Here is an 18,806-nt window from a genome sequence, read left to right on the forward strand (position 1 = left end):
AGCTCGGAGTGGGCGGTCCGGATGACCAAGTTCATGTTCGAGGCGATGCCGCCGGGTTACCTGGCCTGAACGCCCGACGCGTTCGGTCCCGTGGACCGCAACAGCGGTAAATTTGCGGGCATGACGGATTCCGGCAGCGACATGGTGACATTACGCGTCTCCGATGCGGACCGCAACGGCACGATGCGGCGCCTGCACAACGCGGTTGCGCTCGGGCTGATCGATATCGGCGAGTTCGAGCAGCGGTCCTCGCGGGTGTCCTACGCGCGCACCCAGGGCGAGCTCAATGGACTGGTCGGCGAACCTGCCCGGCCCCGGCGCGATCGTCACCTCGGCGGCCGATCGGGTCGAGTTGCGGGGCTGGGCCGGCTCGCTGCGGCGGCACGGCGAATGGACGGTGCCGACGGTTGGCGCTGGTCCGCCGGCTGGGGTCGGTCAAACTCGAGCTCACCAGGGCCCGGTTCGCCGGGCCGGTGGTGGTCGTGGAACTCGACGTGCGGTTTGGCTCGGTCGACATCTGGCTGCCCGACGGCGCCAGCGCCTCCATCGACGACGTTGAAGTTTACGGCGGCAGCGCCCGCGACCGCCGCAAAGACGCGCCCGGCGAAGGCCGGCCGCACGTCGTGCTGACCGGGCGGGTGATCTGCAGTTCGGTAACCATCCGGGGCCCGCGGCGCTCGATCCTGCCTCGTCGCGGCGCCTGAGCCGCCCCGGCGGTTGCCGGCCGCGCGTGTCGGTCACCGGTCGCGGCCGATCTGCGGCGATTAAGCTGGCGCCATGCCTGTTCGCACCGCGCTATCGCCTGGGGTGGTGTCGCCGACTCTGCCGGTACCCAGCCGTATCCCGCGTCCCGAGTACGTCGGGAAGCCGACGGCGAAAGAAGGCACCGAGCCGTGGGTGCAGACGCCGGAGGTTATCGAGAAGATGCGCGTCGCCGGCCGGATCGCGGCGGGCGCGCTGGCCGAAGCGGGCAAAGCCGTCGCGCCGGGCGTGACCACCGACGAGCTCGACCGGATCGCGCACGAGTACATGATCGACCACGGCTCCTACCCGTCGACGCTGGGCTACAAGGGCTACCCGAAATCGTGCTGCACGTCGCTGAACGAGGTCATCTGCCACGGCATCCCCGACTCGACGGTGATCGAGGACGGCGACATCGTCAACATCGATGTGACCGCCTACATCGACGGGGTGCACGGCGACACCAACGCGACCTTCCTGGCCGGCGATGTCGCCGAGGAACACCGGCTGCTGGTGGAGCGCACTTGTGAGGCCACCATGCGGGCGATCAACGCCGTCAAGCCGGGCCGCGCCCTGTCTGTCATCGGCCGTGTCATCGAAGCCTACGCAAACCGTTTCGGGTACAACGTGGTTCGTGATTTCACCGGGCACGGCATCGGCACCACGTTCCACAACGGGCTGGTGGTGTTGCACTACGATCAGCCGTCAGTCACGACCGAGATCCAGCCGGGCATGACCTTCACCATAGAGCCGATGATCAATCTCGGCGCGCTGGACTACGAGATCTGGGACGACGGCTGGACGGTGGTCACCAAGGACCGCAAGTGGACCGCGCAGTTCGAGCACACGTTGCTGGTCACCGACACCCGCGCCGAAATCCTCACGGTCGTCTGAGCCGCGTTAGCCCACGTGAACGGCGCGTTGCTGGTTGCGGGCACCAGTTCCGATGCCGGCAAATCGGTGCTGGTCGCCGGCCTGTGCCGGCTGTTGGCGCGCAAAGGCATACGGGTGGCGCCGTTCAAGGCGCAGAACATGTCCAACAACTCCGCGGTCACCGTGGAGGGCGGCGAAATCGGTCGGGCCCAGGCGATTCCAGGCCCGGGCAGCGGGGCTGGAGCCCAGCGTCCGGTTCAACCCGATCCTGCTCAAGCCCGGCGGTGACCGCACCTCGCAGCTGGTGATCAGAGGGTGTGTGGCCGATTCCGTCAGCGCGGCAAGCTATCACGAGCATCGTGACCGGCTCGCTACGCTCGTCGCCGACGATCTGTCGGCGCTGCGTGACGAATTCGACGCGGTGATCTGTGAGGGAGCCGGATCACCGGCCGAAATAAACTTGCGGGCAACCGATTTGGCCAACATGGGGTTGGCCCGGGCGGCGAATCTGCCGGTGGTTTTGGTCGGTGACATCGACCGGGGAGGCTTGCTGGCCCACCTGTTCGGCACAGTCGCGTGCTCGAACCCGACGACCAGGCGCTGATCGCGGGTTTCGTCGTCAATAAGTTCCGCGGCGACCCCGCACTGTTGGAGCCGGGGCTGCGGCAGCTTTTCGAGTTGACTTGCCGCCCCACCTACGGCGTGCTGCCCTACGCCGAGGACCTCTGGCTGGACGCCGAGGATTCGCTGTCGGTGGTCGCTCACCGCGTGGTAGGCCGGCCGGCACCGCCGCGCGGCGGCGAGTGGCTGACGGTGGCCGCCGTCCGGCTGCCGCGGATCTCCAACTCCACCGACATCGAGGCGCTGGCGTGCGAGCCGGGGGTGCTGGTGCGCTGAGTGAGCGATCCGGTCGCCCTGTATGACGCCGACTTGGCCGTGCTCCCGGGCAGCAAGGCGACCGTCGACGATCTGGACTGGTTGCGCGAGCGTGGCCTGGCCGACGCGATCGCCGGCCACGCCAAGGCGGGCAAGCCGGTGCTGGGGATCTGCGGGGGTCTGCAGATCCTGTGCCGGCGCATCGAGGACCCGGTGGAATCCGGGGGTGGGGAAGTGGCGGGCCTGGGGCTACTGGACGCCGACGTCGCGTTCGCCGAGCAGAAAACGGTGCGGCGCTGGCAGCCAGCCGCTGGGCGGATACGAGATCCATCACGGCCAGCTGGTCCGCTGCGCGGAGGCCCCCTGGTTCACGGTCGACGGGCAGCCGCACGGCATCGCGCGCGGCGTCGTCTACGGCGCACTGGCACGGCCTGCTGGACAACAACGACTTCCGGGCGTGGCTGGCTCACCGGCGTCGCCGCAGCTGCCGGACGGTCCGGATTCGTGGTCGCCGACGACACCGACGTCGCGGCCCGACGGGACGCTCAGCTGGACCTGGCGGCCGAGCTGCTGGCGTCCCACCCCGACCTCGACGCCGTTCTCGGCCTGTTCGACAGGCTGCCGCCGCGACCGGGTATCGCGAGCTGGCTGCGGCCGTGAGTGTCGGTGCTGCTGGGACGCAACGAGACCTCGCGCGGTCTCAATATTGGCTGTAGCGTGCGTAAGTGCCCTCGATGATGACCACGCTCGACGGGTTTCCCGTCTCCGTCGGCGCGTCCGGTCCCGAGAACGGCGTCGTCGTGATCCTCTGCGATGAGCGGCGGGAGCTGACCGCGTATGAGGCGGTGTGCGAGCGGCTGCACACCGCTTCCCTGCGCACCGTCGTCATCGGCCTGGACCCCCGGTGACCCCCAAATCGGTGATCGGCATCCTCGATGTCCTCGGCATCGGTTGGGCGATGGTGGTCGGTGACCGGGCGGGCGGCGACCTCGCCTGGGAGCTGGCCGCCACCAAGCTGGGCTGCTTCGTTGGGCTGGTGGTCATCGATCGTGGACATCCGCGCGTGGCGGACATCCACGGCGAGATCCGCGAAGATCATTGCCCGCCGGTGGAGATCGGCACCACCGTCCTGTCAGCAGCGCCCAGGGGCGCACGGTGGCCGGCAACAGCCAGCGGTTCGTCTACGCGGACTATCGCACGGTGGACCTGCTCGGACGGCGTAACCCGCAGGAATCGACCGCGCAGTTGGCAGCCGAGATCGTGTTGCGCACCAGCAACTGGTAAGACCGGGTCGGCGCGAATCAGCAGTCGCAGCGCGAACCGCCCGGCGCTTGGGCGACAACGTGGTCGCCCAGTCAAGGAAAGGATGCGTGTGGCGTGAACGCCTCGGGGATCGGTCGGCCCGTAATCGGCCTGACCTGTTATCTGGAGCAAGTGCAGTCCGACGGCTGGGACATCCCGGCCGGATATCTGGGCGCGAACTATTTCGAGGGCGTGATCAAGGCGGGCGGCGTCGCGATGCTGCTGCCGCCGCAGCCGGTGGACGACGACATTGTCGAGAGCCTGCTCGACAGCCTGGACGGGCTGGTGATTACCGGCGGCTACGACCTGAATCCGGCAACCTACGGCCAGCAGCCGCATCCCAAGACCGATTCACCGCGCAGCCTGCGCGACACGTTCGAGTTGGCGCTGGTGCGGGGCGCGCTGAGCCGCGGCCTACCGGTGCTGGGCATCTGCCGCGGCACGCAGCTGCTAAATGTCGCGTTCGGCGGCACGCTGCATCAGCATCTGCCCGATGTCATCGGTCATCGCGGGCATCACGCGGGCTACGGCCGGTTCACCAAGTTGCCGGTGAGCACGGTGCCGGGCACCAGGCTGGCCGGGCTGCTGGGCGAGTCCGCCGACGCCTGGTGCTACCACCACCAAGCCGTCGACCAGGTCGGTGACGGCCTGGTGGTCAGCGCCCGGGATGCCGACGGCGTCGTCGAGGGCTTGGAGGTACCCGGGGACAATTTCGCCGTTGCGGTGCAGTGGCATCCCGAACAGTTCCTCGATGACCTGCGTCTGTTCAGGGCGATCGTTGACGCCGCGAACTCGTACGCTTCGGATGCGCGAATAGGTAGCGTGTCCCGGCGTTGACGGTGGTTGGCCATTCGGTGTCGACGGGCGGTGGCGTGTTGGCCATCCAGCCTCGCGGTATCGACAGGTTCCCGACGGATATCGCGCGACCGAGGCCCGTCCCCGCCCTGGCGCCCCAGACCCGGTTCGGTAACAGCGTCACCAGTGCCGCCGCGTGCTGCAGCGCCGCCTGCTTGTTCAGATAGCTGAGGCAGTTGATCGCCGACATCCGAATGTCCGCACATGGAGCCAAGTTCCGACAGCGGCACGGTCACCGGTGCCAGGGAACTTTGGAACGCGGCCGGCGGCGATGTGGACAGCGTACGCAGGTGTCGTAAATAGCCGAGATCACCCGTGTGCCGGTCGTGATCACCTACGGTAGCACATCGCACAGCGAACCGGGCGCTGGACCAGACATGGGCCCAGTCTGGCACGCTTAGACGCGGGCCAGCCGCCGGCTGGTTCACCCGCAACTGCCGGTCGGTGCTGTCGGCGAGTCGGCGGGTCTGGTCGACGTCGAGCTGGCCGCACAACCGGTCCCAGTGCACCGCGACCTCATCGCCGACCGCGATATCGGGCAGCGTCGGCCCAGACGTCCAGCGCCCGTACCGAGTTCGCCCAGGGCGAGCTCCGCGCCGTCGAAGATCAGGCGCCGGCACCGCACTTCGACCGTGTCGCCGGTGCAGGAAAACTCTGTGCCCCAATCGATTAGGCAGTTGTCGAGCACGCCCAGGGGATGCTCGTCGGTGCCCCGGCCGAGAAAGCGGTCCGCGGCTACACGCCGAAGACGTGGAAGCAGTGATTGCCGGCGGCCTCGCGGGCCAACTCCGGTGTGAGGTGCGACCAGTACCGGCCGACCTGTGGGCCGATGATCGCCAGCAACACGTCACAGAACTCGGCCGGGTCCAGAGCCGCGCCGATACCGCTGCCCGGCCAATACGATTCGACGACCCGGTAGTCTAGCAGGTCGTCGATCCCGGTCAGGGTGAACAGCACCCGCAGGTATGGCCAGGCCCCGAAAAACTTTGCCGCCGCACGGCGTACCTCGTCGACCGACCCGTCGCGCAAGGTCGCTCCCAGCGGCGGGCCGCAATAGCCCAGAACGTTGGGTGTATACGCATAGCGGGCGAATATGTCCGCACCGTGCTCAACGGAGCTTTCGCTCAACTGCGCCCCACGAGTTTGACGGCGTCGTGATGCATGCGGCCGAAGTTGTAATACGCTGCGCAGGGGTGCCCTCCGGGGGACACCATGCACGTGCCGATCGGGGTCTTCGGTGTGCAGGAGGTGCCGAAAAACCTTGCATTCCTAGGGCTTGAGCACCCCTTGAGCATCTCGCCGCACTGACAGGTCTTCGGGTCGGCGAACCGCACGCCGGGCATTACGAAACGCAGTTCGGCGTAGAACTCCGCGAAGTCGTCGTGCAGGCACAGCGCGCCGCCGACGCCTTGCCGCCGGTGCCGTGTGCCAGCGTTACGTGATCGTCGAGCAACCGCGGTCGGCGCCGCCGGAACGATTTGATCCGTTCGATCACCTCGCCTTCGGCGAACCGCGGCCCCGACGACAGGTAGTTGTTCATGCGGCCCCCGCCGGTGAGGCCTACCAGCCGGATGGGGCCGGCCACCAGCTGGACCGCTTCGGCGACCGCGGCCGCGAGCGCCCGGTGGAACGCGGCGGCCAGCAGCGCCGGCGGAGTCCCGGCGTTGAGTGCCGAGACCATCGTCTGAACCAGAGGTGGCCGGATCGATCACCCCGTCGGCCCGGACCGGCAGCGACAGGTAGGGGCCAGTGCGGTCGGCGCGTCCGGCGAGCGTCTCGAGTTCGATCGCGGCCTGGCCTTCGTAGTCGACCCGGTGCCGCACCCCCAGCAGAGACGCGACCGCGTCGAACAACCGTTCCACGCTCGAACACGGGACACAGCCCGCACCGGTCTCCAATTGCGAACGGATCAAACGTAATTCGTCGGGGGCTGCCGCCGCGACCGGCGCGAGGCCCGCCGACCAGTCGATACCGGCCAGCGATAGCTGGGACAGCGCCGCCCGCCAGGGATTGCGGATCGCCGCGCGTCATCGCCGGGCAGCGGGACCGGGCGCAGGATGGGCCGCCCGCACGAAGCGGTGGCTGTCCGGTCCGAGCACCAGAACCTCGCCGCCCCAGATCGTGTGATCGCGTCCGTAGCCGGTGCCGTCGAAGGCGACGCCGACGACGGATTCTCCGATGCGCCCATGTGAGGCCAGCAGCGACACGACGTGTGGCGTGGTGGTGCTGGATCAGGTCCAGCGGCCGATCGCCGCCATGTCGTTCCACCCAGCTTCGGGTGTGATACCCCGGGTGCAGGTCGGCGGCGAATTCGGGTCTGGGTGCCGCGGATCTCGCTGAGCTGACCGACCGCGCGTTCGAACGCCCGCAGGGTCTCCCAGGTGGCCATGTCGCCGATATGGCCGGACAGGTAGGCGCGCACACCGTCGGTGAGGCAGAAGGTGTTCTTCAGCTCCCCGCCCACCGCGAGGATCCCGGGGGCCTGGCGCGCGTCGAGGTTCACCTCAATCGGCAGCGGCGCGTAGCCGCGAGACCGCCGCAGCGAAAGCTCCGTGCCGCCGGCGTCGTCCGGCACGACGCGCGGCACCGAGTCGTCACAAGGCATGTGAATGGGCCGGTCGTGATCGAGGATCGCATCGCACAGTCCGGGCAGCCGCAAGCGGGCGTCGCCGGTGAAGCAGATGGGCTCATCGGAACGGTTGGCTCTGGTCAGGACCAACGCCTCCGGAACCGGGGCCGGCAGCACCGGGAACTTCGGCCAGCAGCAGATGATGCAAGGGGGAGTACGGCAGCATCAGTCCCAGCAGCGGGTTGCCGGGGGCGACGGCTTCGGCCACCGGCGCGTCGATGCGGCGCTGCAACAACACCATCGGGCGCGTCCGGCTCGACAGCGCCGCCGTCTCGTCGAGTTGGGCGTAGCGGCGAGATCCCGGACCGGCATGGCGAACGGCTTTGTGCCCCGCGCCTTTCGGGCGCGCAGGGTGTCGACGGCCGTCTCGTCGCCGACGGTACACGCCAAGGTGGTAGCTGCCGATTCCCTTGGCGGCGACCACCGCACCGGCGGCCAATGCCCGTTGTGCCGCCGCCAGTGCGGCGTCGGTCCCGGTGACGCGCCGGGAACCCGCCGAGAACCACAGCGAGGGACCGCATTCAGGGCAGGCGATCGGCTGCGCATGGAATCGTCGGTCCGCGGGGTCGTGGCACGACCGGGTGCCGGTAGCGGCGGTTGTGCGGGTCGAACAGTTCTGGCGACACAGTCGTCGCAGACCGCGATGTCGGGAGGGATCGGCGTGGCGGCGGTGCCGGTCGCCCTGCTGGCGACGATCCGGAATTCGCCCCCGCATGCCGGGTCGGCCGGCAGGTCGGTCGCCGTGACGGCGGCGAGTCGCCGCCGATGCGCCGCGCGGGAGCGGCTCGCTCTGTATCTCGACAAAGACGGCGCCGGAATCGTTTCCGACGCGTATCCGGCCAGGCCGAGCTCGCCGGCTAGCCGGTGCACGAACGGGCGAAAGCCCACCTCCTGAACTACACCGGTCACGGTGAGGCGCTTCCGGTACCTGGTCCGTGCCGTATCATCACGTCGATCGGTTGCAGTTCCCCGAAACCGGGAAGCTGCAACATACCGATCTCGCCCCCTCCCACTCGGTTGTTTCGCCGGCCAGCAAGGCGCGCAAGCACCATACGTATTCGGCCACAGCCGCCACGGCATGGGCCGCGGGCCCAGCGGCATCCGGCCGGTGCAACCCGAACCGATCGCCACCGCAACGCGCTCGGGTGCCTGGCTCTCCAGCTCGGCGATCGCGGCGGCGTTGACCACGGATGCCGTAAACTGGAGACGAGCACTCCGGGTCCCAGGGCGATGTGTGACGTGCGCTCCGCGCAACGAGTCAGAATCATCCGTACGTCGGGATAATTAGAGCGGGGGAGTCATAGAGCCACGCCCGCCGATAGCCCAGAGTCTCGGCGAGTTCCGCGTGGGCCGGGATGTTCGATGACGTCGCGAACGCACACGAGCAGTCCGTCTTCGAACACTAGTGAAGATGGAGGGCGATTGGTGAACCTGAAGGTGCCGTGCCACGGGGGCTGGGCGCCCGGCGAGACGCCCTGGTCAGGCCGAGCGGCGGATGCGGCCGATGTCGCCCTTGAGCAGCATGTCGCGCTCGGATTCGGACAGCCCGCCCCACACGCCGTACGGTTCCCCGACCTCGAGGGCGTGCGAGCGGCACTGCTGGATCACCGGGCACTGCCGGCACATCTCCTTGGCGCGCTGCTCCCGCTGCATGCGGGCCCGACCGCGCTCCCCGTCGGGATGAAAGAACATCGACGAATCAACGCCCCGACACAGTCCTTGCAGTTGCCAGCTCCAAATGTCGGCGTTGGGCCCAGGTAGCTGCTCAGGCTGTGGCATGGCTGGTTCCCTCTCTACACGGCGTCCCCGACGCGGTCGGGTTCGCAAAATGAGTGTGCAACTGATTTATAAGGTGGCGTCACCGCTGACTACCCGTCTTCGCTAGAACTTAGGGGCGCTGATGAATTTCCGTCAATAGGCGATTAGCGCGGCAAAATATCTGTGATTAGAGCAGAATTTACTTTGCGTTCATCTACCGCGAATTTTGTGTAGGAGAGCCGTGCGAACAGGCACTTGACGCCAGAGGGAATCCCCAGCTTAGGACACAAGCACTAGGAATCAACATTTATTACAAGCCCCAATAGTGATTAACATTTCGGTAACACCCACAGCACGAACTGTTTACTACTACCAGCGTGGTTGAAATCGGTTGCACTTCGAAGATTGAGCCAGCGCTGGCGGCGGCCTTCGGCGATCAGCCAGGGCGCTGGCCGCTGCCGACCGCGACCACGTCCGACCAGCTCTGGTTGCGGGCCGTCGCGGCCGGTGGGCAGGGCCGCTACGGCAGCGCGTACCGCGATCTCGCCGCACTGCGCCGCAGCGCGTCGGCCGGGCGACTGGTGTCGCTCGCCCACAGTACGCACGGATCGTTTCTGCGTCAGCTCGGTTGGCATGTGCGGGCCCGCGGGTGGGACGGGCGTGCGCTGGCGCTGGCGGGTCCCGATCTCGAAGCCCGCGCCGACGCCCTGATCGGGTTGGCTGCTGACGCGTTGGGCGTCGGCCGGTTCGGTGTCGCGGCCACGCTGTTGTCCCGCATGGACGCCACCCTCGATGAGGCGGTGCTGCCCGACCGGTTGCCGGTGCGCCGGCGCTGGGTGGACGCCGAGTTGGCGATGGCGCGCGGCGACGGCACTGCCGCGGTCCGTGAGGCCCAGGACGCCGTCGCGCTTGCCGGGGCCATGGCCCGACCCTCGCGGCGGCACCGCGTCAAGAGCGATGTGGTGCTCGCTGCCGCGCTCTGCAGCGCTGGCGCCATCGAACGCGCCCGCGCGGTGGCGGACGCGGCGCTGGACGCGACCGGCCGATCGGGACTCATTCCGCTGCGGTGGGCGCTCGCCTGCTTGCTAATTGATATCCAAAGCGTCACATTTTCGGCACCGGAACTGATCCAAATTCGGGATATCTGCGCAGGCCAGGTGCGGCGCGCCGGGGGAACCTGGCTTTCCACGTGAAACCGCTTGTGCCCGTTATTGTCATTGCGTGAGTTAACCCGCGATGTGCCCGGTTTGTAACGTTGGAGATACCGCTGTCGATGAGAATTCAAGCGGAACGTCTCGATGCTGTGGTTGCCGAAGCCGTAGCGGGAGACGGAAACGCCCTACGCGAGGTGCTGGAGACCATCCGCCCGATCGTGGTGCGATACTGCCGAGCGCGAGTCGGCACGGTCGAGCGGGGCGGCATGTCGGCCGACGATGTGGCTCAGGAGGTGTGCTTGGCGACGCTGACAGCATTGCCGCGCTACCGCGATCGCGGCCGCCCCTTTCTGGCCTTCCTCTATGGCATTGCGGCACACAAGGTGGCCGACGCCCACCGGGCCGCCGGTCGCGATCTGGCTTATCTCTCCGAATCCGTTCCCGAGCGCTGGTCGCCGGAGGCGGGCCCCGAACAGCGGGCCATCGAAGCCGATTCGGTCAGCCGCATGAACGAACTGCTCGAAATCCTGCCGGCCAAGCAGCGCGAGATTCTCATTCTCCGCGTCGTCGTCGGTCTCTCCGCTGAAGAGACCGCCGCCGCTGTCGGCTCCACACCGGGGGCCATCCGGGTGGCTCAGCACCGAGCCCTGCAGCGGCTGAAATCCGAGATGGTTGCGGCGGGAGACTATGCCTAAATCTGAGCCTGAATCTGGTTTCACCGATCGACCGGGGCTCGACGAGTTGAGCCGAACCGATCTTCTCCTCGACGCGCTCGCCGAACGGCAGCCCGTGGACGTCGACGATCCCAACGAGGACGCGCTGGCCACCCTGCTGGGGGACTGGCGCGACGACCTGCGCTGGCCGCCCGCCAGCGCACTGGTCTCCCCGGAGGAGGCCGTCGGCGCGCTGTGCGCCGGAATGCTGGAGCGCCGGCGTAGCCGGCACAGCCTGGCCACGATCGGGTCGGTCGCGGCGACGCTGCTCATCCTCAGCGGGTTCGGGGCCATGGTGGTGGAGGCGCGCCCCGGCGGCACGCTGTACGGCCTGCACTCGATGTTCTTCGACGAGCCCACCGCAAGCCAGAGCCAGATCATGTTGTCGGCCAAGGCCGATCTGGCGAAGGTGCAGCAGCTCATCGACAAGGGGGAGTGGATGCAGGCCGAGAATCAGCTGGCCGAAGTCAGCAGCACTGTGCAGTCGATGAACGACAGCGCCGGGCGCAAAGAGCTGCTGGACGAAATTGATCTGCTGAACGCGAGAGTCGATGCGCGGGACCCGAATGCGACGCTGCCGCCGGCCGCGCCGTCCAGTCCCGCGGCGCTTCCGGCGGCGCCGCAATCACAGGCGCAGCAGGCGCCGGCGCCCTCGGTTGCGGCGGCACCGAATGCAATCAGCCCGAGCGCGACGATCCGAGCGCCCGCCCCGTCGTCGACTCCGGCGACCGGCCATCATCACCATCGCCGGTCGTCGATCCCACCGGCCGCTACGACGCCCTAGCGCTAGAGCCCGGCCGGGTTCTAGCGGCGGTGAAAGCCGTCGGCGTCCGACGTCGCCTCGTTCAGCGACGCGTCGGCGTACCCCCGGCAATAATCCCAGGTGACGTAGGCGTCGGGCTCCGGGTCGTACGCGGGCTCGTGGGGTCGCACGGTGCCGTCGATCAACAGCTGGAGCAGGTTTGCCCGCAACATGTCCCAGTCGTGATAGTGGTCCTGCTGGCACTCGTCGCAGCAGACGACGAGTCCGCGAATTCCCTTGTGCACCAACAAAGCTTCGTAGACTGCGAGATCGGCGAGGTCAGCTTCTACCGCCATTCGTTCTTGCTGATCAAGGGGTTGGCCGGGTTCGACGGCGTCCAGCGCTGCCGACGGGTCACACGGGTCGTCCGCGAAAGGGTCGGGTGGCAAACCCGGCGGGAGGTGGTAACGCACGTCCCTAGCCTACGCAGGCGGGCCGTGGTAACGCCAGCAGGGAAACCTGCACAGCCCGGGTTCCGATTGGTCCGGGCGGCGCGCCAGCACGTGCGACTCCTTGCCGCCCGGGACCGATAGGATGGCATTCTCGCTCCGCGCGCGTATGGAGGGTTTCACCGATGCCCCGTGGCACGTCTCACCTGGAAGACAGCTCCGATCTGGTCGCAAGCTCCTACCTGCGCGTCGGCGGTCTGGCAGACGACCGAGTCCGGACCGGAGGGGACAACCCGAACAAGGTCGCGATGCTGGGCCTGACCTATGACGATGTGTTGTTGCTGCCGGCGGCTTCCGACGTGGTTCCCGCCACAGCCGACACCTCCAGCCAGCTAACCAAGAAGATCCGGCTCAAGGTGCCGTTGGTCAGCTCGGCCATGGACACCGTCACCGAATCGCGGATGGCGATCGCGATGGCCCGCGCGGGCGGCATGGGCGTGCTGCACCGCAACCTGCCCGTCGCCGAACAAGCCGGCCAGGTCGAGATGGTGAAGCGATCCGAGGCCGGCATGGTCACCGACCCGGTCACCTGCCGTCCGGACAACACGCTGGCGCAGGTCGACGCGCTGTGTGCCCGGTTCCGGATCTCCGGCCTGCCGGTCGTGGACGGCTCCGGCGCGCTGGTCGGCATCATCACCAACCGGGACATGCGCTTCGAGGTCGACCAGACCCGGCCGGTCTCCGAGGTGATGACCAAGGCCCCGCTGATCACCGCCCGCGAGGGCGTCACCGCCGACGCGGCGCTGGGCCTGTTGCGGCGCAACAAGATCGAGAAACTTCCTGTCGTCGACGGCCACGGCCGGCTGACCGGGCTGATCACCGTCAAGGACTTCGTCAAGACCGAACAACACCCGCTGGCCACCAAGGACAGCGACGGCCGGCTGCTGGTGGGCGCGGCCGTCGGTGTCGGCGGCGACGCATGGGTGCGGGCTATGATGCTGGTCGACGCCGGGGTGGACGTGCTGATCGTCGACACCGCGCACGCACACAACCGCACCGTGCTGGACGTGGTCGGCAAGCTCAAGGCCGAGGTCGGTGAGAGGGTCGAGGTGATCGGCGGCAACGTCGCGACCCGCGCCGCCGCCCAGGCGCTGGTCGAGGCCGGTGCCGACGCGGTCAAGGTCGGTGTCGGGCCGGGTTCCATTTGCACCACCCGGGTGGTGGCCGGTGTCGGCGCCCCGCAGATCACGGCGATCCTGGAAGCCGTCGCGGCCTGCGGGCCGGCCGGTGTGCCGGTCATCGCCGACGGTGGCCTGCAGTACTCCGGCGACATCGCCAAGGCGCTGGCGGCCGGCGCGTCGACGGCCATGCTGGGCTCGCTGCTGGCCGGCACCGCCGAGGCCCCCGGTGAGCTGATCTTCGTCAACGGCAAGCAGTTCAAGAGCTACCGCGGCATGGGGTCGCTGGGCGCGATGCAGGGCCGGGGTGGCGCCAAGTCGTACTCCAAGGACCGCTACTTCGCCGACGACGCGCTCTCCGAGGACAAGCTGGTGCCCGAGGGGATCGAGGGCCGGGTGCCGTTTCGCGGCCCGCTGTCGTCGGTGATCCACCAGCTCACCGGCGGCTTGCGCGCCGCGATGGGCTACACCGGCTCGCCGACCATCGAGGTGCTGCAGCAGGCGCAGTTCGTGCGGATCACCTCCGCCGGACTCAAAGAGAGTCACCCGCATGACGTGACGATGACCGTCGAAGCGCCGAACTACTACGCGCGGTGAACAGCGAACTGGCAATGGTCGAAATCGGGATGGGCCGCGTCGCCCGTCGCACCTACGAGCTCAGTGAAGTCAGCATTGTGCCGTCCCGGCGCACCCGCTCGTCGCAGGACGTGTCGACAACCTGGCAGCTGGACGCCTACCGGTTTGAGATCCCGGTGCTGGCCCATCCGACCGATGCCCTGGTGTCGCCGGAGTTCGCGATCGAGCTGGGCCGGCTCGGCGGGCTGGGCGTGCTCAACGGCGAGGGGCTGATCGGTCGGCACGCCGACGTCGAGGCCAAGATCGCGCAGCTGGTCGAGGCAGCCGAGAAGGAGCCCGAGCCGTCGGCGTCGATCCGGTTGCTGCAGGAATTGCACGCCGCCCCGCTCAATCCGGACCTGCTCGGCGCCGCCGTGGCCCGCATTCGGGAGGCTGGCGTCACCACCGTGGTACGGGTCAGCCCGCAAAACGCCCAGGCACTGACCCCGGTGTTGCTGCAGGCCGGCATCGATCTGCTGGTCATTCAGGGCACGATCGTATCCGCCGAGCGGGTCGCCAGCAACGGTGAGCCACTCAACCTCAAGACCTTCATCTCCGAGCTCGACATCCCGGTGGTCGCCGGCGGCGTGCTCGACCACCGCACTGCGCTCCACCTGATGCGCACCGGCGCCGCCGGCGTGATCGTCGGCCACGGCTCCACCCGGGGCGTGACCACCAGCGACGAGGTGCTGGGCATCAGCGTGCCGATGGCCACCGCGATCGCCGACGCCGCGGCCGCGCGCCGCGAATACCTCGACGAAACCGGCGGCCGCTACGTGCACGTGCTGGCCGACGGGGACATCCACACCTCGGGCGAACTGGCCAAGGCCATCGCCTGCGGCGCCGACGCGGTGGTGCTGGGCACGCCGCTGGCCGAATCCGCCGAGGCGCTCGGCGGCGGCTGGTTCTGGCCGGCCGCGGCGGCCCACCCGTCGCTGCCGCGCGGCGCGCTGCTGCAGATCGCGGTCGGTGAGCGGCCGCCGCTCGAGCAGGTGCTCAACGGGCCGTCCGACGATCCCTTCGGCAGCCTGAACCTGGTCGGTGGTCTGCGCCGGTCGATGGCCAAGGCCGGGTATTGCGACCTCAAGGAATTCCAGAAGGTCGGCCTCAACGTCGGGATTTAGCCACTGGTTTGCTACCGGCCGGTAAGTTCATACTGGTGGGGATGAAGCGCAGATTTCGACGTCCTGATCACCGGTTCCGGGTTCGGGGGCAGCGTCAGCGCGCTGCGGTTGACCGAAAAGGGCTATCGCGTAGGCGTGTTGGAGGCCGGCTGGCGATTTGCCGACGAAGATTGCGCGAAAATGTCGTGGAATCTGCGCAAGTTTCTGTGGGCTCCCCGGTTGGGTTGCTACGGCATTCGCGGATTCACCCGCTGCGCAACGTGCTGATTTTGGCCGGCGCCGGGGTGGGCGACGGTTCGCTGAACTACGCCAACACGTTGTACGTGCCGCCGGAGCCGTTTTTCAACGACCTGCAGTGGGCGCAGATCACCGACTGGCGATCCGAGCTGATGCCCCACTACGAGCAGGCCAAGCGGATGCTGGGGGTGGTCACCAATCCGACCTTCACCGACGCCGACCGCATCATCAATGAAGTTGCCGACGAGATGGGATGCGGCGACACTTTCGTGCAAACCGGTCGGCGTGTTCTTCGGCCTGGAATACGGCTGCTGCATGACAGGGTGCCGTCACGGCGCCAAGAACACCCTGCTGAAAAACTACCTCGGGCTCGCGAAAACTGCTGGGCACAAGTCCTTCCGATGACGACCGTCAAGGGTTTCGAACAGCGCCCGGACGGGCTGTGGCAGGTGCACACCGTGCGTACCTGCAACTGGGTGCGCCGGAACAAGCGCACCTTCACCGCGTCACACTTGATCCTGGCCGCCGGCACTTGGGGCACCTAGCACCTGCCGTTCAAGATGCGCGACAAGGGCAAGTTGTCGCGGCTGTCGGAGCGACTGGGCGTGCTCACCCGACCAACTCCGAGTCGATCGTCGGTGCGGGACAGCTGCACGTCTCGCCGGATCTGGACCCCACACACGGCGTGGCGATCACGTCGTCGATCCACCCCACGTCGGACACCCACATCGAACCGGTGCGCTACGGCAAGGGCTCCAACACGATGGGGCTGCTGCAAACCCTGATGACCGACGGCCCAGGGGCCGAAGGCCCCGACGAAACCTACGTGCCCCGCTGGCGGCAACTGCTGAACGCCGCCGGTGAGGACCCGCACAAAATGTTGCGGCTGCTCAATCCCCGCCAGTGGAGCGAACGGACAATGATCGCGCTGGTCGTGCAGCACCTGGACAACTCGATCACCACGTTCACTAAGCGCGGCAAGCTGGGCATCCTGTGGTACTCCAGCAAGCAGGGCCACCGGCCAGCCGAACCCGTCCTGGATCCTGGGTCGGCAACGAGGTCACCCGCCGCATTACCGCCAAGATCAACGGCGTCACCGAGCGACACCTGGGGCGAGCCGAGCAGCCCGCCGAACGCGAGCTGCTGCTGGTTCGTCGAGGTGCTGCTGATCGCGGAAGAAGATGACCTTGTTGCGTCAGCAGGGCTTGGCGGATCTCCTCGATGACGCCGGCGCGAGGTCGCCGCTCGGGCGCACTCCGTCGATGCGGGCGCCGATGCGGCTGCTGAGCCTGGTGACGGTGATCTGGTCTGTCATGGCTGTGGTCCTTGCCTGCGGATCGGGTGTAGTCAGTTGACTATGCCCCGAGTGTGGTCAAGTGTATACAGTGCGGCAAGGGTGCCGTGATCAGCGGTCCACGGCGCGCTGTGTCGGCTTGCGGCGGCGGCAGAAGTGCCTTGCGCGGACGCACCGCGAAGGTCGTCGGCTCGTCCGTCTTGAGCAGGATTTCCTCGCCGGCGTGCCGGATGCTCAGCTCGCCGGCGGTCCCCTCGGTCAGCGTGTAGGTGACGTCAGCGTGGTTCGCGTCGACCGTCAGCCGGAAGTCGCGCCAACGCACCCGGAACTGCAGTCGCGAGATGCCGTCGGGCAGGGCCGGGTTGATTTCCAGGATGCCGTCGTCGTCGCGCAGGCCGTCGAAGCCCGCGACGATCGCCATCCAGGCGCCCCGGCCAGCGATGCCATGTGCAGGCCCGTCGCGGGTGTTGGAATACAGGTCGCGCAGGTCGATCAGCGCGGCCTCGTAAGCATAGTCGTGCGCCAGCTCCAAATGACCGACCTTTGCACACATCACGGCCTGACAGCAGACAGCGAGGAGGTCCCGCACCGTGCGCCGTTCGTAGTAGTCGACGTTGCGGGCCTTCTGCTCGGGGGTGAAGGCGTTGCTCTGCCACTGCATCGCCAGCACCAGGGTCGGCCTGCTTGATCACCTGCGCCGGGTACAGCCGCACGTACGGCTCGTGCAGCAACAGCGGATAGTTGTGCCGGTTCCCGAAATTCCACTCCGCGAACTTGGTGAAGCCTTCGCACTGCTGGTGCACACCCAGTTCCTCGTCATAGGGGATGTTGACCGCGTCGGCCGCGTCGCGCCACGCCGCCGCCTCGGTGGTGACCCCGAACGCCTCGGCCCGTTCGGGGTGGCGATTGCAGGCATCCGCGGCGACGACCAGGTTGTGGGCGGCCACAAGATTCGTGAAGACGTTGTCGCGCACGATCGCAGTGTACTCGTCGGGCCCGGTGACGCCGTCGATGTGCCAGACGCCATGGCGGTCGTGGTGCCCGAGTGACATCCACAGCCAGGCCGTCTCGATCAGCACCTGCAGGCCGCACGCCTTTTCTAGCGGTCTGGTCGCCGGTGACGACCCGGTAGCGCTCGAAGGCCATCGCGATGTCGGCGTTGATGTGGAAGGCCGTGGTGCTGGCCGGCCAATAGCCCGAACACTCCTGGCCGCAAATGGTCCGCCACGGGAAGCTGATCCCCTTGAGGCCGAGCTCGCTCGCCCGTTCCCGCTCAGCTCTATCGTCGAGGCCTGCCACCGCAGCGCGTCGGCTACCGCGTGCGGCGGCGTGTAGGTGAGCACCGAAAGCACGAAACCTTCGGTGTCCCAGAAGGCGTGGCTGTCGTAACCGGTGCCGGTGAGCCCCTTGCTCGGGATGGCCCGCCCCTCGGCCCGGGCGCTGGCCTGCAGCATGTGGAACAGCCCGAACCGCACCGCCTGCTGGGACCCCGCGGTCACCGCCAGGCTGCCGCCGGTTCGGCCAGCGCGAACCCGGCGAGCAGGGGCGGCGGCCAGGGCGAAGCCGGCCGCGGCCCGGGGGCTGGTCCAGCCCCAGGTGGGCGACTCGATCACGGTGTAGACCAGCGTGGTGACTCCGGCCGCGGACAGCAGCAGCCCGGGATCATCGACGCGGGGCGCCGCGGGGTCTCGGGAGGTCGGCACGAACAGCACGCCGCTGACGATGGCCGCCGCCGCGATCGGGATGTTCACCATGAAGATGGCGCCCCACCAGTAGTGCTCCAGGAGCCAGCCGCCGCTGATCGGTCCCACGGCCACCCCGATCCCGACCATGGCCGCCCACAATCCGATCGCCTTGGCGCGGCGCGCCGGGTCGGTGAAGATGTTGGTGATCAGTCCCAGCGTGGTCGGGAAGATGACCGCCGCGTCCACTCCCATTGCCGCACGCGTCGCGATGAGTTGGTCTGCCGAATTCACTTGCTCCGCAACACCGGAGGGGATCGCGAACAGCGCCAGGCCGGCGATGAGCCAGCCGTGACGGCCATACCGGTCGCTGAAGCTGCCGGCCGACAGCAGCAGCTCGGACATCACCAGGGTGTAGGCGTCGACGATCCACTGCAGGTCGGCGGTGTCGGCGTGGAGTTCGCGCGACAGCGTGGGGCAGCGCGACGTTGACGATGGTGGCGTCGACGCTGATGACGAAGACGGCCAGACAGATCACGGTGAGCGCACTCTTTCTCGAATCGACAAGAAAGTAAAACTTACAG

At 67.9% G+C, this 18,806-nt stretch carries 13 protein-coding genes and 15 pseudogenes; 11 read left to right on the top strand and 17 right to left on the bottom strand.

Translation table 11 applies throughout. The features are described from left to right. The first annotated feature begins 120 nt into the window (after positions 1 to 120). From FQ389_RS12200 to FQ389_RS12220, 5 genes and pseudogenes are all read left to right on the top strand, one after another. Positions 121 to 704: pseudogene (locus tag FQ389_RS12200) on the top strand (DUF1707 SHOCT-like domain-containing protein). Between the two features lie 73 nt (positions 705 to 777). Continuing rightward, positions 778 to 1,635 carry a type I methionyl aminopeptidase gene (gene map / locus FQ389_RS12205; RefSeq protein ID WP_144208016.1) on the top strand — a complete coding sequence of 286 codons (858 nt, stop codon included), beginning with the start codon at positions 778 to 780 and terminating at the stop codon, positions 1,633 to 1,635. 15 nt (positions 1,636 to 1,650) lie between these two features. Next, positions 1,651 to 3,150 (top strand): annotated as a pseudogene (locus tag FQ389_RS12210) (cobyric acid synthase). Positions 3,151 to 3,224: 74 nt separating this feature from the next. Next, positions 3,225 to 3,774: pseudogene (locus FQ389_RS12215) on the top strand (alpha/beta hydrolase). A gap of 93 nt (positions 3,775 to 3,867) precedes the next feature. Beyond that, positions 3,868 to 4,629, top strand: a complete 762-nt coding sequence (locus tag FQ389_RS12220) for a gamma-glutamyl-gamma-aminobutyrate hydrolase family protein (RefSeq protein WP_144208019.1) — start codon at positions 3,868 to 3,870, stop codon at positions 4,627 to 4,629. Positions 4,630 to 5,129: 500 nt separating this feature from the next. Here FQ389_RS12220 and FQ389_RS21280 read toward each other — a convergent pair. The 12 genes and pseudogenes from FQ389_RS21280 to FQ389_RS12255 all read right to left on the bottom strand — a co-directional run. Continuing rightward, a pseudogene (locus tag FQ389_RS21280) lies at positions 5,130 to 5,267 on the bottom strand (hypothetical protein); the annotation flags it as partial. A gap of 14 nt (positions 5,268 to 5,281) precedes the next feature. Then, a pseudogene (locus tag FQ389_RS20055) lies at positions 5,282 to 5,335 on the bottom strand (hypothetical protein); the annotation flags it as partial. 47 nt (positions 5,336 to 5,382) lie between these two features. Then, positions 5,383 to 5,775 (bottom strand): DUF6390 family protein, encoded by a 393-nt coding sequence (locus FQ389_RS20060; RefSeq protein ID WP_260860711.1) that lies wholly within the window; start codon positions 5,773 to 5,775, stop codon positions 5,383 to 5,385. After that, entirely contained in the window at positions 5,772 to 5,990 is a 219-nt protein-coding gene (locus FQ389_RS20065) for a hypothetical protein (RefSeq protein ID WP_407662870.1), read from the bottom strand. Before FQ389_RS20065 ends, FQ389_RS20060 begins: the two co-directional genes overlap by 4 nt. A 53-nt stretch (positions 5,991 to 6,043) precedes the next feature. Beyond that, positions 6,044 to 6,187: pseudogene (locus tag FQ389_RS20070) on the bottom strand (hydrogenase expression/formation protein HypE); the annotation flags it as partial. A gap of 39 nt (positions 6,188 to 6,226) precedes the next feature. Then, a pseudogene (locus FQ389_RS22495) lies at positions 6,227 to 6,328 on the bottom strand (hypothetical protein); the annotation flags it as partial. Between the two features lie 100 nt (positions 6,329 to 6,428). After that, positions 6,429 to 6,665: pseudogene (locus tag FQ389_RS23130) on the bottom strand (Kae1-like domain-containing protein); the annotation flags it as partial. 238 nt (positions 6,666 to 6,903) lie between these two features. Further along, positions 6,904 to 7,071, bottom strand: a pseudogene (locus FQ389_RS22505) (hypothetical protein); the annotation flags it as partial. Then, positions 7,022 to 7,252 (bottom strand): annotated as a pseudogene (locus FQ389_RS21630) (hypothetical protein); the annotation flags it as partial. The pseudogenes FQ389_RS22505 and FQ389_RS21630, both read right to left, overlap by 50 nt. An 82-nt stretch (positions 7,253 to 7,334) precedes the next feature. Further along, positions 7,335 to 7,991, bottom strand: coding sequence for a Sua5/YciO/YrdC/YwlC family protein (locus FQ389_RS12245; RefSeq protein ID WP_144208029.1), 657 nt, complete (start codon positions 7,989 to 7,991; stop codon positions 7,335 to 7,337). Positions 7,992 to 8,143: 152 nt separating this feature from the next. Beyond that, positions 8,144 to 8,377: pseudogene (locus tag FQ389_RS22510) on the bottom strand (hypothetical protein); the annotation flags it as partial. A 378-nt stretch (positions 8,378 to 8,755) separates the two neighbouring features. After that, a complete protein-coding gene (locus FQ389_RS12255) occupies positions 8,756 to 9,055 on the bottom strand; it encodes a WhiB family transcriptional regulator (protein ID WP_144208031.1) in 300 nt (99 codons plus the stop codon). A gap of 356 nt (positions 9,056 to 9,411) precedes the next feature. Here FQ389_RS12255 and FQ389_RS12260 point away from each other — a divergent pair, with 356 nt between their 5' ends. The 3 genes from FQ389_RS12260 (at position 9,412) to FQ389_RS12270 (ending at position 11,685) form a co-directional block, all read left to right on the top strand. Then, entirely contained in the window at positions 9,412 to 10,227 is an 816-nt protein-coding gene (locus FQ389_RS12260; RefSeq protein WP_260860712.1) for a hypothetical protein, read from the top strand. Positions 10,228 to 10,307: 80 nt separating this feature from the next. After that, complete coding sequence (locus FQ389_RS12265; protein ID WP_186296395.1) at positions 10,308 to 10,883, top strand: sigma-70 family RNA polymerase sigma factor; 576 nt, start codon at positions 10,308 to 10,310, stop codon at positions 10,881 to 10,883. A gap of 46 nt (positions 10,884 to 10,929) precedes the next feature. After that, positions 10,930 to 11,685: an anti-sigma-D factor RsdA gene (locus FQ389_RS12270; RefSeq protein ID WP_407662868.1), complete on the top strand. Its 756-nt coding sequence runs from the start codon at positions 10,930 to 10,932 to the stop codon at positions 11,683 to 11,685. A gap of 20 nt (positions 11,686 to 11,705) precedes the next feature. On the opposite strand, the gene FQ389_RS12275 is transcribed toward FQ389_RS12270, so the two are convergent. Continuing rightward, positions 11,706 to 12,116 (bottom strand): DUF5319 domain-containing protein, encoded by a 411-nt coding sequence (locus tag FQ389_RS12275; protein ID WP_144208042.1) that lies wholly within the window; start codon positions 12,114 to 12,116, stop codon positions 11,706 to 11,708. A 161-nt stretch (positions 12,117 to 12,277) separates the two neighbouring features. Between FQ389_RS12275 and guaB the strand changes: the two genes are divergently transcribed. From guaB to FQ389_RS12290, 3 genes and pseudogenes are all read left to right on the top strand, one after another. Then, positions 12,278 to 13,867: an IMP dehydrogenase gene (gene guaB, locus FQ389_RS12280; RefSeq protein ID WP_144208045.1), complete on the top strand. Its 1,590-nt coding sequence runs from the start codon at positions 12,278 to 12,280 to the stop codon at positions 13,865 to 13,867. Between the two features lie 14 nt (positions 13,868 to 13,881). Then, entirely contained in the window at positions 13,882 to 15,009 is a 1,128-nt protein-coding gene (locus tag FQ389_RS12285) for a GuaB3 family IMP dehydrogenase-related protein (protein ID WP_144208071.1), read from the top strand. 63 nt (positions 15,010 to 15,072) lie between these two features. Then, positions 15,073 to 16,363: pseudogene (locus FQ389_RS12290) on the top strand (cholesterol oxidase); the annotation flags it as partial. On the opposite strand, the pseudogene FQ389_RS22515 reads toward FQ389_RS12290, so the two are convergent. The 4 genes and pseudogenes from FQ389_RS22515 to FQ389_RS22530 form a co-directional block, all read right to left on the bottom strand. Then, positions 16,357 to 16,561 (bottom strand): annotated as a pseudogene (locus FQ389_RS22515) (TauD/TfdA dioxygenase family protein); the annotation flags it as partial. The pseudogenes FQ389_RS12290 and FQ389_RS22515 overlap by 7 nt on opposite strands. A gap of 40 nt (positions 16,562 to 16,601) precedes the next feature. After that, entirely contained in the window at positions 16,602 to 17,201 is a 600-nt protein-coding gene (locus tag FQ389_RS22520) for a glycosyl hydrolase family 65 protein (protein WP_407662869.1), read from the bottom strand. Positions 17,202 to 17,274: 73 nt separating this feature from the next. After that, a pseudogene (locus FQ389_RS22525) lies at positions 17,275 to 17,592 on the bottom strand (family 65 glycosyl hydrolase); the annotation flags it as partial. A gap of 112 nt (positions 17,593 to 17,704) precedes the next feature. Beyond that, a pseudogene (locus tag FQ389_RS22530) lies at positions 17,705 to 18,693 on the bottom strand (MFS transporter); the annotation flags it as partial. Positions 18,694 to 18,806 lie beyond the last annotated feature (113 nt).

The sequence above is a fragment of the Mycobacterium tilburgii genome (assembly GCF_902168065.1).
GTDB classification, from domain to species: Bacteria; Actinomycetota; Actinomycetes; order Mycobacteriales; family Mycobacteriaceae; genus Mycobacterium; species Mycobacterium tilburgii.

What these genes read in the sequence shown, in the direction of transcription:
- map (WP_144208016.1), top strand. Translation starts at nt 778, where the DNA reads ATGCCTGTTCGCACCGCGCTATCGCCTGGGGTGGTGTCGCCGACTCTG.
- FQ389_RS20065 (WP_407662870.1), bottom strand. Translation starts at nt 5,990, where the DNA reads ATGCCCGGCGTGCGGTTCGCCGACCCGAAGACCTGTCAGTGCGGCGAG.
- FQ389_RS12245 (WP_144208029.1), bottom strand. Translation starts at nt 7,991, where the DNA reads ATGCGGGGGCGAATTCCGGATCGTCGCCAGCAGGGCGACCGGCACCGC.
- FQ389_RS12255 (WP_144208031.1), bottom strand. Translation starts at nt 9,055, where the DNA reads ATGCCACAGCCTGAGCAGCTACCTGGGCCCAACGCCGACATTTGGAGC.
- FQ389_RS12265 (WP_186296395.1), top strand. Translation starts at nt 10,308, where the DNA reads ATGAGAATTCAAGCGGAACGTCTCGATGCTGTGGTTGCCGAAGCCGTA.
- guaB (WP_144208045.1), top strand. Translation starts at nt 12,278, where the DNA reads ATGCCCCGTGGCACGTCTCACCTGGAAGACAGCTCCGATCTGGTCGCA.
- FQ389_RS12285 (WP_144208071.1), top strand. Translation starts at nt 13,882, where the DNA reads ATGGTCGAAATCGGGATGGGCCGCGTCGCCCGTCGCACCTACGAGCTC.
- FQ389_RS22520 (WP_407662869.1), bottom strand. Translation starts at nt 17,201, where the DNA reads ATGCAGTGGCAGAGCAACGCCTTCACCCCCGAGCAGAAGGCCCGCAAC.